This window comes from Stenotrophomonas sp. 364 (assembly GCF_009832905.1).
GTDB lineage: Bacteria > Pseudomonadota > Gammaproteobacteria > Xanthomonadales > Xanthomonadaceae > Stenotrophomonas > Stenotrophomonas maltophilia_AP.
Map to the genome: position 1 here is coordinate 3,618,542 of NZ_CP047135.1, position 15,993 is coordinate 3,634,534.

Sequence of the window (15,993 nt, forward strand, 5' to 3'; positions counted from 1 at the left end):
AGTCGTACCAGACGCAAGAAGACACGCCGTCGCCGGCGAACCATCGGATTGATGAGGAGAGACATCATGAACCACCGCAAGAGTCTGCTTTCGGCAGCCATTTTCAGCTGTCTGGTGTTCGGCGCGCAGGCGCAGGAAACCGCTACCCCGACCGACCTGGACACGGTCAGCGTCGTGGGTATCCGCGCCAGCCTGGAAAAGTCGCTGGACACCAAGCGCAACAACGTGACCATTTCCGAGGCGATCACCGCCGAGGACATCGGCAAGTTCCCCAGCACCAACGTGGCCGAAGCGCTGTCGCAGCTGCCGGGCATTTCGCTGGATCGTCGCTTCGGCCAGGGTGAGCGCGTCAGCATCGACGGCACCGATCCCAGCCTGAACCTCTCGTTCCTGGATGGCCATCCGGTCGCGCAGGCGATCTGGCTGTATGGCGAACAGCCCAACCGTGGCTTCGACTACACGCTGCTGTCGCCGCTGATCCTGGGCCGCATGGAAGTGATCAAGTCCTCCGAAGCGCGCCTGACCGAAGGCAGCCTGGGCGGCACCATCCTGATGCACACCCGCCAGCCGCTGGACATGCGCGCCAATGAAGTGGCCGCGTCGGTGGGTTACAGCTACAGCGACCAGGCCAGCGAAGGCAAGCCGAACGCCTCGGCGATCTACAGCTGGAAGAACGACGAAGAAACCTTTGGCATCAACGTGGCCGCGCAGCACTATGAAGAGCGCGTGGACCGCCAGGGCATGGAAGTGTTCGGGTACGCCAAGGCATCCACGTTCACCAATGCACCGGGCGTGGATCCCAACGCCGACGTGCCCAACTCGGTCAACGCCGCATGGTTCCAGCAGGACCGCAAGCGCGACAGCGCCGTGGTCAACCTGCAGTTCAAGCCGACCGACGAACTCGAGTTCAACCTGAGCGGCCTGTACATCAAGGAAAACTTCGACAACTACAACCAGTCGATGTATTCCTTCCTGACCTGGAACCCGGGTACCGTGGGTGCGGTCAACCAGCTCGGCGACGTGCGCAACGGCGTGGTCAACAGCGGCCATTCCAACGCCAGCGCCACCGCCAACAGCGGCACGGTGATCTACGACAACAACGTTCGCGAATCCGAAGTGACCACCAAGGGCCTGGACCTGCGCGGCGCGTGGAAGGGCGAAAGCTGGGGCATCAGCGGCCAGGCCGGCCAGAGCAAGTCCGAGAACAAGGACCTGGCCCAGTACTTCATCGAACCGTTCTACAACGGTGGCTTCAGCTGGAACCTGGACAAGGGCATCACCTTCGACAACCCCGATGCGGCGCGCAACCCGGCCAACTGGGGTTCGGCCGGCGGCTGGTTCGGCAACAACGGCATTTTCTCCACGCAGAGCAAGGACACCTACGCACAGCTGGACTTCAACGTGCAGTTCGACAGCATCTTCAACCAGCTGCAATTCGGCGCGCGCCACGGCAAGCATGAAGAGAGCTTCGACCTGAATGTCTACGGCGGCGTGCGCCCGGGCACCCTGGCCGACGTCGGCACCATCGGCCTGACCGACATCCAGGGCTTCAGCGATGGCCAGGGCCGCCATGTCCAGGCCGGGCGCAACAACGTGCTGAACTGGGTCAAGGGCAGCCCGCTGGATTACGCCAACCCGGATCCGGCCAGCTACCTCAACAACACCTGGGCGCTGGAGCAGACCAACAACGCCGCCTATGCGCAGCTGAACTTCTCCAACGGCCCGGTCCGCGGCAACGTCGGCGTGCGCTATGTCGATTCCAAGACCGACGGCAGCGGGTTCGTCTACGGTGGCACCCCCACCCTGACCGACCTGGACAGCAAGTGGCAGACCCAGACCAAGAAGGAAGATTTCCTGCTGCCCTCGGTCAACCTGGTCTACGACACCGCCAATGACTGGGTGTTCCGCTTCGGCGCCAGCAAGGTCATCGCCTGGGCCCCGTACAACCAGATGGTGAACAACACGTTCCTCAACGACACCACGCTCAACGGCAGCGGTGGCAACGCCGACCTGTCCCCGTACGAGTCGTGGAACTACAACCTGTCGGCCGAGTACTACTTCGCCCCGCAGTCGGTGGTGGCCTGGTCGCTGTTCTACAAGAAGATCGACAACTACATCGACAGCAGCGCGGTCATCGAGCGCCAGTACAACTCGATCCGCGACACCTCGCCGGCCACCTGGGCCAACGTGGTGGGCACCAACGGCTGCACCGCCGACGGCTACTGCGACTACAGCATCCAGCGTCCGCGCAATGCCGGCAGCGGCCACGTGAAGGGCTTCAACCTCAGCTTCCAGCAGCCCTTCGGCGAAAGCGGGTTCGGCCTGACCGCCAACTACACCTACGCCAATGGCGAGAACAACTCCGGCGACCCGCTGCCGTACCAGTCGCGCAACTCGGTCGCGTTCAGCCCGTACTACGAGAAGGGCCCGATCAACGCACGCCTGACCTACAACTGGCGTGACAGCTACCTGGCCGGCGGCTACGTTGCAGGCTCGGCCCCGGCCAGCGTGGACGATTACGCCGAACTGGGCGCCAGCTTCGGGTACACCTTCAACGACAACTGGTCGCTGACCCTGGACGCACAGAACCTGCTGAACGAAGAGTATTTCCAGTACCTTGGCGACAAGGACCACCTGGCCTCGCGCTACAAGAGCGGCCGCCGCTACATGGCCACGGTGCACTTCAAGTTCTGATCACCGCCGTACCCTGCTGAACGCCTGATCGACGGGCCCGGACCTCCGGGCCCGTTTTCACAGGTGGAACCCGATTCGCTACAAAGGAATGACCCGATGCACACCCGCACCCGTCGTACCTCGCTGTCGCTGCTGTCTTTCGCACTGGCCCTGTCCCTGGCACCGCTCGCGCACGCCACCGATGCACAGGCGCCCGATGGTCCGCGCGCCCGGCCCGGCGCACTGCCGCTGATCCCCGCACCGGCCCATGTGGAACGCCTTGAGGGCGCGCCCTTCACGATGGCCGCCAGCACCCCGGTGTGGGCGCGCGGTGAAGCAGCCACGCGCGTGGCCAGCCAGTTCAGCACGCTGTTGCGCAGCAGCGGCGGCCCCACCCTGCAGGTCAGGAACGGGAACGGCAAGAACGGCGTCAACTTCGTACTGAACACCGCGTTGAAGACCGGTGCGGAGGGATACCAGCTGCGCTCCAACGGCGATGGCGTGACCGTGGCCGCGGCGACCGAAGCGGGCTTGTTCTACGGTGCGGCGACGTTGTCGCAACTGTTCACCAGCAGCACCGAAGGCGCCCTGCCGGCACTGCGCATCGACGATGCCCCACGTTTCAGCTGGCGCGGCCTGATGCTTGATTCGGCCCGCCACTTCCAGAGCCTGGACGAGATCAAGCGCGTGCTCGACGCGATGGCCGAACAGAAGCTCAACACCTTCCATTGGCATCTCACCGATGACCAGGGCTGGCGCATGGAAATCAAGCGCTACCCGAAGCTGACCGCGGTGGGCAGCTGCCGCATCCCGGCCGGCGATGGTGGCCGCGATCCTGCCACCGGTGCCGAGCGTCCGTACTGCGGGTTCTACACCCAAGACCAGATCCGCGAAGTAATCGCCTATGCAGCCGCGCGCCATATCCAGGTGATCCCCGAGATCGACGTGCCCGGCCACGCCACCGCAGCGATCGCGGCGTATCCCGAACTGGGCACGCTGGATACGCCGCTGAAGCCACTCAGCGAATGGGGCGTGTTCCCGAACCTGTTCAATACCGAAGAAAGCACGTTCACCTTCCTGGAAAACGTGCTGGAAGAAGTGATTGCGTTGTTCCCGGCCAAGTACGTGCACGTGGGCGGCGACGAGGCGGTCAAGGACCAGTGGGAAGCCTCGGCACGCGTACAGGCGCGCATGCGCGAGGTGGGCGCGACCAATGAAATGGAAATGCAGAGCCACCTGATCAAGCGCCTGGAGAAGTACCTGGAGCAGCACGACCGGCGCCTGATCGGCTGGGACGAAATTCTCGAAGGTGGCCTGCCGCCGGAAGCCACGGTGATGTCGTGGCGTGGCACCGAAGGCGGCCTCAAGGCGGCCAGCGAAGGCCACGACGTAGTGATGTCGCCGGTCACCGACATGTACATGGACTACCTGCAGACCACCTCGGACAACGAGCCGCCGGGGCGCCCGCTGGTCACCTCGCTGGCGCGCGTCTACGGTTTCGAGCCGGTACCCGATGCGCTGGCCAAGGACAAGCAGCAGCACATCCTGGGCCTGCAGGCGAACATGTTCACCGAGCACACGCGCACCTACGCGCGCCTGCAGCACAACCTGTTCCCGCGCCTGGCCGCCGTGGCCGAAACCGGCTGGTCGCCGCGCGAACGCCGTGACTACGCCGACTTCCTGGCACGCCTGCCCAGCCAGCTGCAGCGCTGGCAGGCCATGGGCATCGCGTATGCACAGACCCCGTTCCAGGTGGAGCAGGACAGCCGCGATGACCGCAAAGCCGGCACCGCGACGCTGGCACTGAGCACACCGTTGGGCTACGAGATCCACTACAGCGTGGATGGCAGCCCGGTCACCGCGCAGTCGCCGCGCTACACCGCGCCGCTGACCCAGCCGCTGCCGATCACGCTGCAGGCGGCCACGTTCTTCAACGGCAAGGCCCTGGCCAACGCCGCCAGCCGTTTCAACATCACCGCCACGTCGCTGCTCACCCGCAACGATCAGCAGCTGGCGATGTGTCCGGGCGAAGGCAAGCTGCTGCTGCGGCTGGAAGATGACGGCCCAGCCGACGGCGAGCGCGCCATCTTCAACGTCAACATCTTCAACCCGTGCTGGTTGTGGCAGCAGGCCGACGTGGACGGCATCGCCAGGCTGCGCGTGCGTGCCGGGCAGATCCCGTATTACTTCCAGCTGGCCCACGACGAACCGGCGCGGAAATTCAGCCCGGCGCGCAGCGCGCATGGCGAAATGGACGTGCTCAACGGCACCTGCGACGGCAAGCCGCTGGTCAGCGTGCCGCTGCCGGCCACGCCGGGCGCCGACGGCTTCATCACGCTGGACGCCGCGCTGCCGCGGTCGCTGAAGGGCACCCAGGACCTGTGCGTGCGCTTCACCGGTGACACCCGCCCGACCATGTGGGTGGTGGATGAGGTGACGTTGCAGCCGCGTTGATCCGGGCGCGTACCCACCCACGGTGGGTACCTACCCGTGAACCCCGCACCGGCCGCGCGGGTCGGGAGGCGGGGCGACAGCAATGTCACACGGGTGACGACCGTTGGTCGTCACCGCCGCTCACCCGCGCAAACGCACCAACAGGTCGCGCAACGGGGTGAAGGTGAGGCACAGGCCGGCGACAACGCCGATGCTGTTGGCCAGCACGTCCATGGGGTCGGCCATGCGGGTGGCGGTCAGGGCGCCTTGGGCGAACTCGATGCCGATGCCCATACCGACCAGGCCCACGCCCGCCCACACCAGCGCGGCGCGCGTGCGGTAGATCTGCACCGCCGAGCCGGCCAGCAGGAAGTAGGCCAGGAAGTGTTCCACCTTGTCGCTGTTGTCCGGCAGCGCCATCGGCGGCAGCCGGACCAGGCACACGGCGATGGTGGCGGCGATGGCCAACCACCACAGCGCCAGCCAGAACCGCGGCCATCGCAGCGGCTTCAACATCCCTGTCGTGGTCATCTCAGAGCCGCCAGGTGAGATCGCCCAGCGTGAAGGCAGGCTCGAAATCGACATCGCGCTGGAAGCCCATCACCTGGAAGCGCTCCCCCATCGCGGTGGGCAGCGTGAGTTTCTTGACCTGGTCACGCAGGCGCACCTTGCCGAATTCATCGGTCCGCGCATCGGCCTTGGCCAACAACGCATCCAGGCCATTGCCCAGCAGGAAGTTGGCCTGCGTGCAGTACCCGGCCAGTTCGAAGCCCGCACCGGTGCCGGCTTCGGCCAACGCGGTGAAATCCACCGAGGCGGTCAGGTCCTGCAGGCCCGGCCAGCGGTACAGGTCGTTGTGCACCTGGTGGCGGTAGAACGCGCGCACCGTGCCGTCGTCGCGCTCGTCCTGGTAGTACTCGCCGCGCGGGTAGCCGTAGTCGACGAACAACATCGCGCCGCGCTGCATGCCGCCGGCCACGGCCTGGATCCAGTACGGCAGCTGCGGCAGCAGTTCGGACCGGTAGCCATCGGCGAACGGCTTCTCGCGGTAATGCTCGATATGCCGCACCGCCGCGCTCAGCATGGCGTCGGCCGGCTGCGCGCCGCGCATGAAGGCACCGTCGGCATCCAGCTCCACGGTTTCCTCGAAGACCATGCCGTCACGGGCCAGGAAACGCGGGGTGGGCAGCGCGTCGATCACCTCGTTGGCGAACACCATGCCGTCCCAGTCGTCGTCGAACGGGCCGTCCAGCCATTCCACCAGTGCGAACAGCGGCGGCACCAGTGTTTTTTCCAGACGCTCGCGCTGACGCTCGCGCAGGTCAGCGCTGGGTTCCAGGATCGCGTAGCGGTCGGGCAGCGCGTCCAGTTCGAGCATGCGCTTGAGCAGCACCTCGGCAAACGCGCCGCTGCCGCCGCCCAGTTCCATGAAACGCGCCTGCGGTCCCAGCTGCTGCATCACCGGCGCGATCGCGTTGGCCAGGGTGGCGGCGAACAACGGGCCCAGTTCGGGTGCCGTGGTGAAGTCGCCGGATTGGCCGAACTTGCTGGCGCCCGCGCTGTAGTACCCCAGCCCCGGCGTGTACAGGCTCAGTTCCATGAACCGGGCAAACGGCATGGCACCGCCATTGGCCAGGATTTCAGCGCGCAGTGCCGCGGCCAGCTGATCGCTGTGGGCCAGGGCGTCGGTATCGGGGGTCGGCAGTGGGGAATGCATGGTGCAGGCGATTGCGGTGACAATGCACAGCATAGCCGAGCCCGGAGTACCCCCGATGACCGATACCGCACCCGTCGTGCTGATCACTGGCAGCGCACGCCGGATCGGCGCGGCGATCGCCCGCCAGTTCCATGCCTGTGGCTGGTCGGTGGTGCTGCACGCGCATACCTCCACCGCCGAACTGCAGCAGATGGCCTTCGACCTGGACATGCTGCGCCCGGGCAGCGTGCTGGCGCTGCAGGCCGACCTGCGTGACGCCAACGCCCTGCCCGACCTGGTCGAGCAGACCGTGGCCCAGTTCGGGCGGCTGGACGCGCTGGTCAACAACGCCTCCAACTTCTACCCCACCCTGCTGGGCCAGATCACCGCCGAACACTGGGACGACCTGTTCGCGGTCAATGCGCGCGCGCCCCTGCTGCTGGCCCAGGCTGCGGCTCCGCAGCTGCGCCGGCACCAGGGCTGCATCGTCAACCTGACCGACCTGCACGGCACCCAGCCGATGCGTGACCACCCGGTCTACAGCGCGGCCAAGGCGGCGCTGGAAATGGTGACCCGGTCCCTGGCGCTGGAACTGGCCCCCAAGGTGCGGGTGAACGCGGTGGCGCCCGGCGCGATCCTGTGGCCCGAGCAGGGCAAGGATGACTACGCCCAGCAGGCCCTGTTGCTGCGCACGCCGCTGGCGCGTACCGGCACCGTGGAAGAGATCGCCGAGGCGGTGTACTGGCTGGTGACCGACGCACCGTTCATCACCGGGCATACCCTGCGCGTGGATGGTGGGCGGACGTTGTCCTGATGGATGCGTACCGACCAACGGTCGGTACCTACCCCGGCAGCAGGTCCATCGTCTCGAACGTCTCGCCAAACTGGCGGTGCGCGCGCCACAGCGTGGCCAGGTCCAGGCCGCTGACCGGGTCGATGAAGGTCGGTGCGATGTCGGCCAGCGGCTTCAGCACGAAGGCGTGCTTGAGCTCCGGGCGCGGAATGCGCAGATGGCCGGGGCCCTCCACGATCAGGTCGCCGTAGAACACCACGTCCAGGTCCAGGGTACGGTCGGAGAAGCGCGGGCCGCTGCGGTCGCGGCCGTGCGCGTCTTCCAGCGCATGCAGCCAGGCATCCAGCGCGTCCAGCGGCAGGTCGGTCTGGATGGCCACCGCATTGTTGAGGAAATCCGGGCCGTCAAAACCGACGGCGGCGGTGCGGTAGGCCGGGGAGACCGCAATGGCGCCGAAGCGCGCGCGCAGGGCCTCCACCGCGGCGTGAAGGTGCTGTTGCGGCTGCAGGTTGCTGCCCAGGCTCAGGAGCACAGTGGTCATGGTATTCAGCATGCGTGGGGCGAATCCACACCGGGCCAACAGGGCCAGCGCATAGAATCGGGGTGCACATCATAGGACACCGACATGACCTATTGCGTCGGCATCGAGGTGGACGAAGGCCTGGTCTTCGCCGCCGACACCCGTACCAACGCGTCGCTGGACGACGTGCGGGTGCATCGCAAGCTGCACGAATTCGAGTTCCCGGGCCAGGCCGCCTTCGTGATCATGGCCGCCGGCAACCTGGCCACCACCCAGTTGCTGATCTCGCGACTGCGGCGCGACGTGGAGGAACAGCGCGCGGAGAACCTGCGCGCCTACCGGCACCTGTTCGAGGTGGCCGAGTACGTGGGCCGCATCCTGGTCGACAGCCAGGTCAAATCCAGCACGCCCGAGCACGGCCACGACGGCGTCAACACCCAGGCCACGCTGATCCTCGGCGGCCAGGTGGGCGGCGAGCAGCCGGGCATGTACATGATCTACCCGCTGGGCAATGCCATCGCTGCCTCGCCGGAAACCCCGTTCCTGCAGATCGGCGAATCCAAGTACGGCAAGCCGATCCTGGACCGCATCATCCGCCCGCAGACGCGGCTGGAAGACGCGGCGCGCACCGCGATCGTGTCGCTGGATTCCACCATCCGCTCCAACCTATCGGTCGGCCTGCCGGTGGACCTGGTGTTGGTCCGCACCGGCGACCTGCGCATCAGCCAGCGCATGCGCCTGGCCGGCGATTCGCCGCTGTACGCCGAAATCCACGGGAGTTGGTCGCACAAGCTGGAACAGGCCGTGGCCAGCCTGCCGGGGTTTCCGTGGGAAGCGGGATGACCGCGCCCGGTTACGCCGTCTCCAGCGCCTCGGCGACCGAGCGGAACACCTGCTGCATCTCCAGCGGCTTGCGCAGCACGTGCACGTTGATGATCGGCGGGAACACCGCCAGCGGCACGGTGACATCGGCCTCTTCCAGCACCAGGGCCGGACCGCGGTAGCCCAGCGTGGCCATCTCGCCCAGCAGGTGACTGGCCGACAGCAGCTTGGAGCCGGCGTCGGCAATCACCAGCGCCGGCATCGCTTCCTGCTGCATCCAGCGCAGCGCCGCGGCGCCGTCCGATGCCAACTGCAGGTGGTAGCCCTGGCTGGACAGTGCATTGCCCAGCAGCGACAGCCGCGTGGCTTCGCCATCCACCACCAGGATGGTCTGGCCTGCACCCGCAGCAATCGGCGCGTCGATCGCCTCGCCTTCGGCCGGCACTTCGCGCATCGGCAGCAGCAGGTCGAAGCGCGTGCCCACGCCGGGCGTGCTGTCCACGTGGATGGTGCCGTTGGCGCCTTCCACGATCCGCTTGCACGAGATCAGGCCCAGGCCGGTGCCGTTGGCCTTGGTGGTGAAGAACGGATTGAACAGGTGCGACAAGGTTTCGGCATCCATGCCGGTGCCTTCGTCGCTCACCGAAATGCGCAACCACTCTTCCCCCTGCCTGCCCGCGTCGGCAGACGCGCGCAGGGTCAGGCGGCCGCCGCTCGGCATTGCCTGGATGGCATTCAATGACAGATTCAGCAGCACCTGCTGCAGCTCGGTGTAATTGGCGTCCACGCCGAGGCCTTCGTCGGCCACGTCCAGGTGCAGGCTGACCTTGTCGGGCAGGTTGCTGCGCAACAGCAGTTCCACGGCCTCGAACAGGTGCGCGATGCAGATGTGCTCGCTCGGCTTGCGCGACCCGCGCACGAACGACAGCATCGATTCGGCCATCTCGTGCCCGCGCCGGCCGCACTCGGCGATGATGTCGGCCAGGTGATGCAGCTGCGGGTCGTCGCTGCGCGCCTTGAGCAGGTCCGGCATGATCAGCAGCGGCTGCAGGATGTTGCGCAGGTCGTGGCTGAGCCCGGCCGCCAGCAGCGACAGGCTTTCCAACCGCTGCGCGCGCATCAGTTCGGCCTCCACCCGCTGGCGGTCCATCGTGCTGCGTGACTCGCGCACCGCGCGTGCCACCGCCGAAGGCAGCCGCGCCGGCTGGTGCTTGATGATGTAATCGTTGGCGCCCTGGTGCAGCGCGGCCACCGCGTTTTCCTCGCCCATCGTGCCGGACACGAAGATGAACGGCACATCGGGATGCCACGCACGCACGATCCGCAGGGCCTCGTTGCCGGAAAAGCCCGGCATGCTCAGGTCCGACAGCACGATGTCCGGCGAGAAACGGGTCAGGGCATCGCGCAGTTCGCGCGCGCTCTCCACCCGCTCGAAGCTCGCTTCAAGCCCCGCATCGAGCATCTGCTCGCACATCAGTTCGGCGTCCTCGGGGGAATCTTCCACCAGCAGGACGCGCAACATACCCAGGGAGGGGCCAGTCAGCGGCATGGATTATTCGACTTCCGGCGCCTGGTTGATGACGGCCCAGAACTTGCCCAGGGTCTGCACGGCACCGAAGAACTGGTCCACGTCCACCGGCTTGACCACGTAGGCGTTCACGCCCATGTCCCAGCTGCGGGCCAGGTCGCTTTCTTCGCGCGAGGACGACAGGATCACCACCGGCAGGCGCTTGAGCTCGTCGGTGTTGCGGATTTCCTTGAGGACTTCCAGGCCGTCCATGCGCGGCATCTTGATGTCCAGCAGCAGCACCGCCGGCAGGCCTTCCTCGCGGTTGGCGTAGGCGCCGCGGCGCAACAGGTAGTCCATCGCTTCCACGCCGTCTTCGACGTGCACGATGGGATTGGCCAGACGGGCCTCTTTCAGGGCATCGACGGCCATCTCGGCGTCGGCAGGGCTGTCCTCGGCGAGGAGGATGGTGCGGAGAGCGGTCATGCGGCAGAGCCTTTATTGATTGCGTCGAGCGCAGGAGGAAGCAGGAAGTGGAAGGAGGCGCCCTGGTCGACGGCCGATTCAGCCCAGATGCGGCCGCCGTGGCGGGTCAACACGCGGCGCACACTGGCCAGGCCAATACCGGTGCCCGGATATTCGCTGGCCTTGTGCAGGCGCTGGAACACGCCGAACAGTTTGGCCGCGTAGGCCATGTCGAAACCGGCGCCGTTGTCGCGCACCGTAAACAGGTGGCCACCGTCGGGTTGTTGCTGGTACTCGACCTCGATCCGGGCCGGATCGCGGTTGGAGGAGTATTTGATGGCGTTGCCAAGCAGGTTCAACCACACCTGGCGCATCATGTTTTCGTCGGAGACCAGGATCGGCAGCGGCGCGATCTTCCACTCGACATGGCGCGGTACGCCGGTCTCTTCGGCCTCGGTCTGCAGGTTGGCGTCCAGCATCGCGCGGGTGTCGGCCACCAGCGACTGCATATCCACCGCCTGCATGCGCATCGCCGCGCGGCCCAGCCGCGAGTAGACCAGCAGGTCGTCGATCAGCGCCGCCATGCGGCGCGCCGAATTGGAGATGACACCCAAGTAGTGCAGCGACTTTTCGTCGGCGTCGTCGCCCAGGTGGCGCGCAAGCTTGTCCGAGAAGCCGCCGATGTGGCGCAACGGCGCGCGCAGATCGTGCGAGACCGAGTAGCTGAAGGCCTCCAGCTCGCGATTCACTTCGGACACCTGCTCGACCTTGCCTTCCAGCTGCCGGTTCAGTTCTTCCACGCGCTGCTGCACGGCGCGCTGCACGGTGACGTCGCTGACCGTCATCAGCACCACTTCATCGTCCTTGTCGGGCAAGGGCATGCGGCGGGCGTTGATCAACATGGTGCGTACCTGGTCGTCGGCGGTGCGCTGTTCGTGTTCGTAGTCCCACAGTTCGCGGCCGCGCAGCAGCACGTCGGTCAAGCGCTGGCGCACCACCGCATCGGTCCAGGCACCGTCGCCGATGCTGTCCAGCGACCGCACTTCGCCGCTGTCCTCGTCCAGGCCGTAGAGCTCGGCGAAGGCCGGGTTGTGCAGCTGCACCTTCAGGTCGCGATCGAGCAGCACGATCGGTTCGCGCACGGTATGCAGCACTGACGCGGCACGCGCGGTCGAACGCAACGATGCGCGCTCGGCGGCCGCACGATGGCCGGCCTGGCGATAGAGCAGCCACAGTACCAGGCCCAGCAGGGCCAGCTGTATGGCCAGGGCAGTCCATGACACGAACTCGCCCCGGCGCTGCTGCTTCTGGAAGGTCGCGGTGCGCTGCGCCAGCAGCTTCTCTTCGCTGGCCTGCAGTTCCTCGATCAGGCCGCGGATCGGGTAGCGCGTGGTCAGGTCCTGGACCAGCTCGCGCTGGTCGGCATTGGGCGAGGTTTTGGCCAGCTGCCTGGCCACTTCCATGCGCCGCTCGACCATCGACTGGATGCGTCCGATGCGCACCAGCTGTTCGGGGTTGTCGCGGGTCAGTTCAGCCAGCCGCTGAAGGCGCTGCGGGATCTCCTTGGCCTTGCCCAGGCGCTCACGCAGGCCTGGTGCGTCGATGCCCTTGGACATCGTCAGCGCGGCCGATTCCACATCGCGCACATCGGCCTGCAGCTGGTAAACCACCACGCCTACGTCCTGGGTATGGGTGACCCAGCGCATGGCCTCGACATTGTCGTCGGACAGTTGTCGCAGGGTGACCCACGGCACCACGATGATCGCCGCCGCGGCCAATGCCAACGCCGGTAAACGCCACCGATCCCAGATTTCATCACTGAAAGCCAGCGCCATAGTTCCTCTTCACCGTGCGATGCCGTTGCCGGCGGTGCCTGTCGCGGCCGCCTCGGCTTCCTTGGCACGCCGTCGCGGGCGAAGACGTCAATATACCGCAGCGCATTGTGAATAGGATGCGCCGTATTTTCTGAACAATTAAGCGAACGCGGTTCGTGCGCAGCCGCCGATGAAAAGGTTCTTCCGGCGCGACGCTACGCAGGTGGCCGGGTGTGTGAAGTCGCTGTTTGGATCGGCTGGTGTCTCCGATCGGGTCGGTCGCGAGCGTGAGGGCCCCGTAGCAGGCGGTAGGCCCCTGGTGCAAATGTCCCCCGGCCGCGGGGCGGCCTCCTCCTTTATTTTGCCCAGGAGCCTACCGCCTGCTACGGGGCTCGGTTTGCGGTAAGGGGACAAGCCAGGCTTTTCTGGCGCTGTCGGTGGGTCGGGCGCTGGGGCCCCATGCCCTTGGAGGCGAAATAAAGGAGGAGGGGGCGGCCGCAGGCCGACGCCGGGGGACATTCGCCGGAAAGGGCATGGGCCCCCAGCGCCCGACCCGCCGACGGCTGCGCCTGAAAGCGTCAAAGCACGTTTCAGTCTGCCCGCAGAGGGGAGTAAAACAAAAAAAGGCGCGCCCTAAGGCGCGCCCTGTTACTTGCAACAGCTGCTGGAATCAGCGCTTGGCAGCGGCGGCAGCGACCTTCAGACCGCTGGCATCGACGCTCTTGACGCCCTTGATGCCCTTGGTCACGCGCAGTGCCTTGTCATGCTCGGCCTGGCTGGCCACGGTGCCGGTCAGGGTGACGACGCCGTTGACGGTCTCCACTTTGACTTCGGTGCCCGGCACATTCTTGCTGGTGAGCAGGTCGGTCTTGACCTTGGTGGTGATCCAGCTGTCGGTCACCGGCTCGGCAGAGTCATGCTTGTCCGCATGGGTCATGGCGGCATGATCGGTGGTCTTCGGCGGGTCCTTGGCCATGGCCGACGACGTGCCCAGCACCATGCCGAGGGCCAGCGAAGCAGCAAGCAGATTACGGGTCGTGTTGGTCATGTTCGGTGTCTCCTTGGGTGTGTGGCCAGTCTCCGTGTCGGGCCGTGTGCAGGACGTCGGCAAGACATAACGCCGCCGTGAACCGCTCAGGTTGATGCACAACCGTTCATGTTCCGCGCTGCAACAACCCACGCTACGCTGTATAGCCCGCACGGTTGGAGCCCCACCATGACCACGCGTCTGCAGGTTGGATTGATCGGCTACGGCCTGGCCGGCAGCGTGTTCCACGCGCCGTTGATCCAGCACACCCCGGGGCTGGCGTTGCACAGCATCGCCAGTTCGCAGCGCGACCGCCTTCTGCGCAGCTTCACCGACGTGCGCATCTGCAACCAGCCAGCTGAGCTGTTCAATGATCCCGCGCTGGACGCGGTGGTCATTGCCACGCCCAACGCCGAACACGCGCCGCTTGCCATTGCCGCGCTGCAGGCTGGCAAGCATGTGCTGGTGGACAAGCCATTCGCGCTCGACCTGACCGAAGCCGAGGCGGTGGTGCGCGCCGCGCAGGGCGCCGAGCGGGTGGTCACGGTGTTCCAGAACCGACGCTTCGACGCCGATTTCCTCACCCTGCAGCAGCTGCTGGCCGATGGCGTGCTGGGCGAGGTGGCCGAATGCCATTCGCACTTCGACCGCTATCGCCCGCAGGTGCGTGACCGCTGGCGCGAGAGCGATGCACCCGGGGCCGGGTTGTGGATGGACCTGGGCCCGCACCTGCTCGACCAGATGCTGCAGCTGTTCGGCTGGCCGCAGGCCATCAGTGCCGATCTGATGGCGCAACGCGACGGCGCGCGCAGCGACGACTATTTCCATGCGGTGCTGCACTACCCGCGGCACCGGGCCATCGTGCACGCCGGCTCGCTGGTGGCCGCCGCCCGTCCGCGTTTTGCCGTGCATGGTGGTCTGGGCAGTTACCTCAAGCACGGTCGCGATGTGCAGGAAGACCAGTTGCGCGAGGGGATCGCCCCGGGCGCGCCGGGCTGGGGGCTGGACCCGGTGCATGGCCAGCATGTCAGCGTGGATGCCGCGGGCCACGAGCACGCGGCCAGCGTGGACAACGCCCTGGGCGACTACCGGCGCCTGTATGCGGCGTTCCGCGATGCGATGCTGGGGACCGGCGCGCCTACGGTGAGCGCGGAGCAGGCGCTGCAGCTGATGCGACTGCTGGCGGCGGGCACGGAGAGTGCGCGCAGTGGCCGGCGGGTGGCGCTGGGGTAGCGCATCCACCGCCCCGCGCGCGTCGGCGCGGGGGTGGGGTTGGACGGGAGCCGGCCAGCGGCCGGCACCGGGTGGTGCGGCCGGGAATTACCGGGTTTTGATCGCGTGGCCGCCGAACTCGTTGCGCATCGCCGCGAGCAGGCGGTCGCTGAAGGAGTTCTTCTCGCGCGAGCGCAGGCGCTCCAGCAGGGACAAGGTGATCACCGGGGCCGGGACGTCCAGGTCGATGGCTTCGGCCACGGTCCAGCGGCCTTCGCCGGAATCCTCCACGTAGGGCGCGATGCCGTCGAGCTGCGGGTTGCGCTCCAGCGCATCGGCGCTCAGGTCCAGCAGCCACGACCGCACTACGCTGCCGTGCTGCCAGGCCCTGGCCACCTGGGCCAGGTCCAGGTTGAAGTCGGTCTTGTGCTGCATCAGCGCGAAGCCTTCGGCGTAGGCCTGCATCATCCCGTACTCGATGCCGTTGTGGACCATCTTGCAGAAGTGGCCGGCGCCACTGGGGCCCACGTGTGCCCAGCCCCGGTCCTGCGCCGGGGCCAGGGTGCGGAAGATCGCGCCCACCTGCTCCACGGCCGCCGCCTCGCCCCCGATCATCAGGCTGTAGCCTTCCTCCAGGCCCCACACGCCGCCGCTGGTGCCGCAGTCGATGTAGGTGACCTCTTCGCCCTTGAGCTGTTCGGCGCGGCGCATCGAGTCCTTGTAGTACGAGTTGCCGCCATCGATCACCACATCGCCTTCGGACAGGTGCGGGGCCAGCGCGGCCAGGGTCTGGTCGACCACCTCGCCGGCGGGCACCATCAGCCACACCACGCGCGGCACCGGCAGCTGCGCCAGCGTGTCGGCGATCGAGGCACTGACCTGGAAACCGCGCTTGGCCGCGCTGTCGCGCGCGCCTTCACCGGGATCGACGCCAATCACCCGATGGCCGCCGCGATGCAGGCGCTCGGCCATGTTGGCGCCCATCTTTCCCAGGCCGATCATTGCAATGTCCATGTATCTCCTTCCAGCGT

Annotated in this window: 13 protein-coding genes; 5 read left to right on the forward strand and 8 right to left on the reverse strand. The window is 66.7% G+C overall.

Going from position 1 to position 15,993, the window contains the following annotated elements:
• Positions 1-66: 66 nt before the first annotated feature.
• Together GQ674_RS16285 and GQ674_RS16290 are read left to right on the forward strand one after the other, a co-directional pair.
• A complete protein-coding gene (locus tag GQ674_RS16285; protein WP_159497907.1) occupies positions 67-2,694 on the forward strand; it encodes a TonB-dependent receptor in 2,628 nt (875 codons plus the stop codon).
• A 96-nt stretch (positions 2,695-2,790) separates the two neighbouring features.
• Positions 2,791-5,127 (forward strand): family 20 glycosylhydrolase, encoded by a 2,337-nt coding sequence (locus GQ674_RS16290; protein WP_159497908.1) that lies wholly within the window; start codon positions 2,791-2,793, stop codon positions 5,125-5,127.
• A gap of 120 nt (positions 5,128-5,247) precedes the next feature.
• On the opposite strand, the gene GQ674_RS16295 is transcribed toward GQ674_RS16290, so the two are convergent.
• Together GQ674_RS16295 and GQ674_RS16300 are read right to left on the reverse strand one after the other, a co-directional pair.
• Positions 5,248-5,637 (reverse strand): VanZ family protein, encoded by a 390-nt coding sequence (locus GQ674_RS16295; RefSeq protein WP_128098000.1) that lies wholly within the window; start codon positions 5,635-5,637, stop codon positions 5,248-5,250.
• 1 nt (position 5,638) lies between these two features.
• Positions 5,639-6,823, reverse strand: coding sequence for a class I SAM-dependent methyltransferase (locus tag GQ674_RS16300; protein ID WP_038691815.1), 1,185 nt, complete (start codon positions 6,821-6,823; stop codon positions 5,639-5,641).
• Positions 6,824-6,878: 55 nt separating this feature from the next.
• Here GQ674_RS16300 and GQ674_RS16305 point away from each other — a divergent pair, with 55 nt between their 5' ends.
• A complete protein-coding gene (locus tag GQ674_RS16305; protein ID WP_159497909.1) occupies positions 6,879-7,616 on the forward strand; it encodes a pteridine reductase in 738 nt (245 codons plus the stop codon).
• A 28-nt stretch (positions 7,617-7,644) separates the two neighbouring features.
• Here GQ674_RS16305 and folK read toward each other — a convergent pair whose 3' ends face one another.
• The gene (folK, locus tag GQ674_RS16310) at positions 7,645-8,136 is read right to left on the reverse strand and encodes a 2-amino-4-hydroxy-6-hydroxymethyldihydropteridine diphosphokinase (protein ID WP_159497910.1); all 492 of its coding nucleotides are present in this window, start codon (positions 8,134-8,136) and stop codon (positions 7,645-7,647) included.
• 84 nt (positions 8,137-8,220) lie between these two features.
• Between folK and GQ674_RS16315 the strand changes: the two genes are divergently transcribed.
• Positions 8,221-8,958, forward strand: coding sequence for a 20S proteasome subunit A/B (locus GQ674_RS16315; protein WP_159497911.1), 738 nt, complete (start codon positions 8,221-8,223; stop codon positions 8,956-8,958).
• 10 nt (positions 8,959-8,968) lie between these two features.
• Here GQ674_RS16315 and GQ674_RS16320 read toward each other — a convergent pair whose 3' ends face one another.
• The 4 genes from GQ674_RS16320 to GQ674_RS16335 form a co-directional block, all read right to left on the reverse strand.
• On the reverse strand, positions 8,969-10,486 hold the full coding sequence (locus GQ674_RS16320; protein ID WP_159497912.1) for an ATP-binding protein: 1,518 nt from the start codon (positions 10,484-10,486) through the stop codon (positions 8,969-8,971).
• A gap of 3 nt (positions 10,487-10,489) precedes the next feature.
• Complete coding sequence (locus GQ674_RS16325; RefSeq protein ID WP_038686220.1) at positions 10,490-10,930, reverse strand: response regulator; 441 nt, start codon at positions 10,928-10,930, stop codon at positions 10,490-10,492.
• On the reverse strand, positions 10,927-12,744 hold the full coding sequence (locus GQ674_RS16330) for an ATP-binding protein (RefSeq protein ID WP_159497913.1): 1,818 nt from the start codon (positions 12,742-12,744) through the stop codon (positions 10,927-10,929). The genes GQ674_RS16325 and GQ674_RS16330 overlap by 4 nt, the downstream gene beginning before the upstream one ends.
• A 649-nt stretch (positions 12,745-13,393) precedes the next feature.
• Complete coding sequence (locus GQ674_RS16335) at positions 13,394-13,771, reverse strand: BON domain-containing protein (RefSeq protein ID WP_159497914.1); 378 nt, start codon at positions 13,769-13,771, stop codon at positions 13,394-13,396.
• 168 nt (positions 13,772-13,939) lie between these two features.
• Here GQ674_RS16335 and GQ674_RS16340 point away from each other — a divergent pair, with 168 nt between their 5' ends.
• On the forward strand, positions 13,940-14,983 hold the full coding sequence (locus GQ674_RS16340) for an oxidoreductase (RefSeq protein WP_159497915.1): 1,044 nt from the start codon (positions 13,940-13,942) through the stop codon (positions 14,981-14,983).
• An 87-nt stretch (positions 14,984-15,070) separates the two neighbouring features.
• Here GQ674_RS16340 and gnd read toward each other — a convergent pair whose 3' ends face one another.
• A complete protein-coding gene (gene gnd, locus GQ674_RS16345) occupies positions 15,071-15,976 on the reverse strand; it encodes a phosphogluconate dehydrogenase (NAD(+)-dependent, decarboxylating) (RefSeq protein WP_159497916.1) in 906 nt (301 codons plus the stop codon).
• Positions 15,977-15,993: the final 17 nt, after the last annotated feature.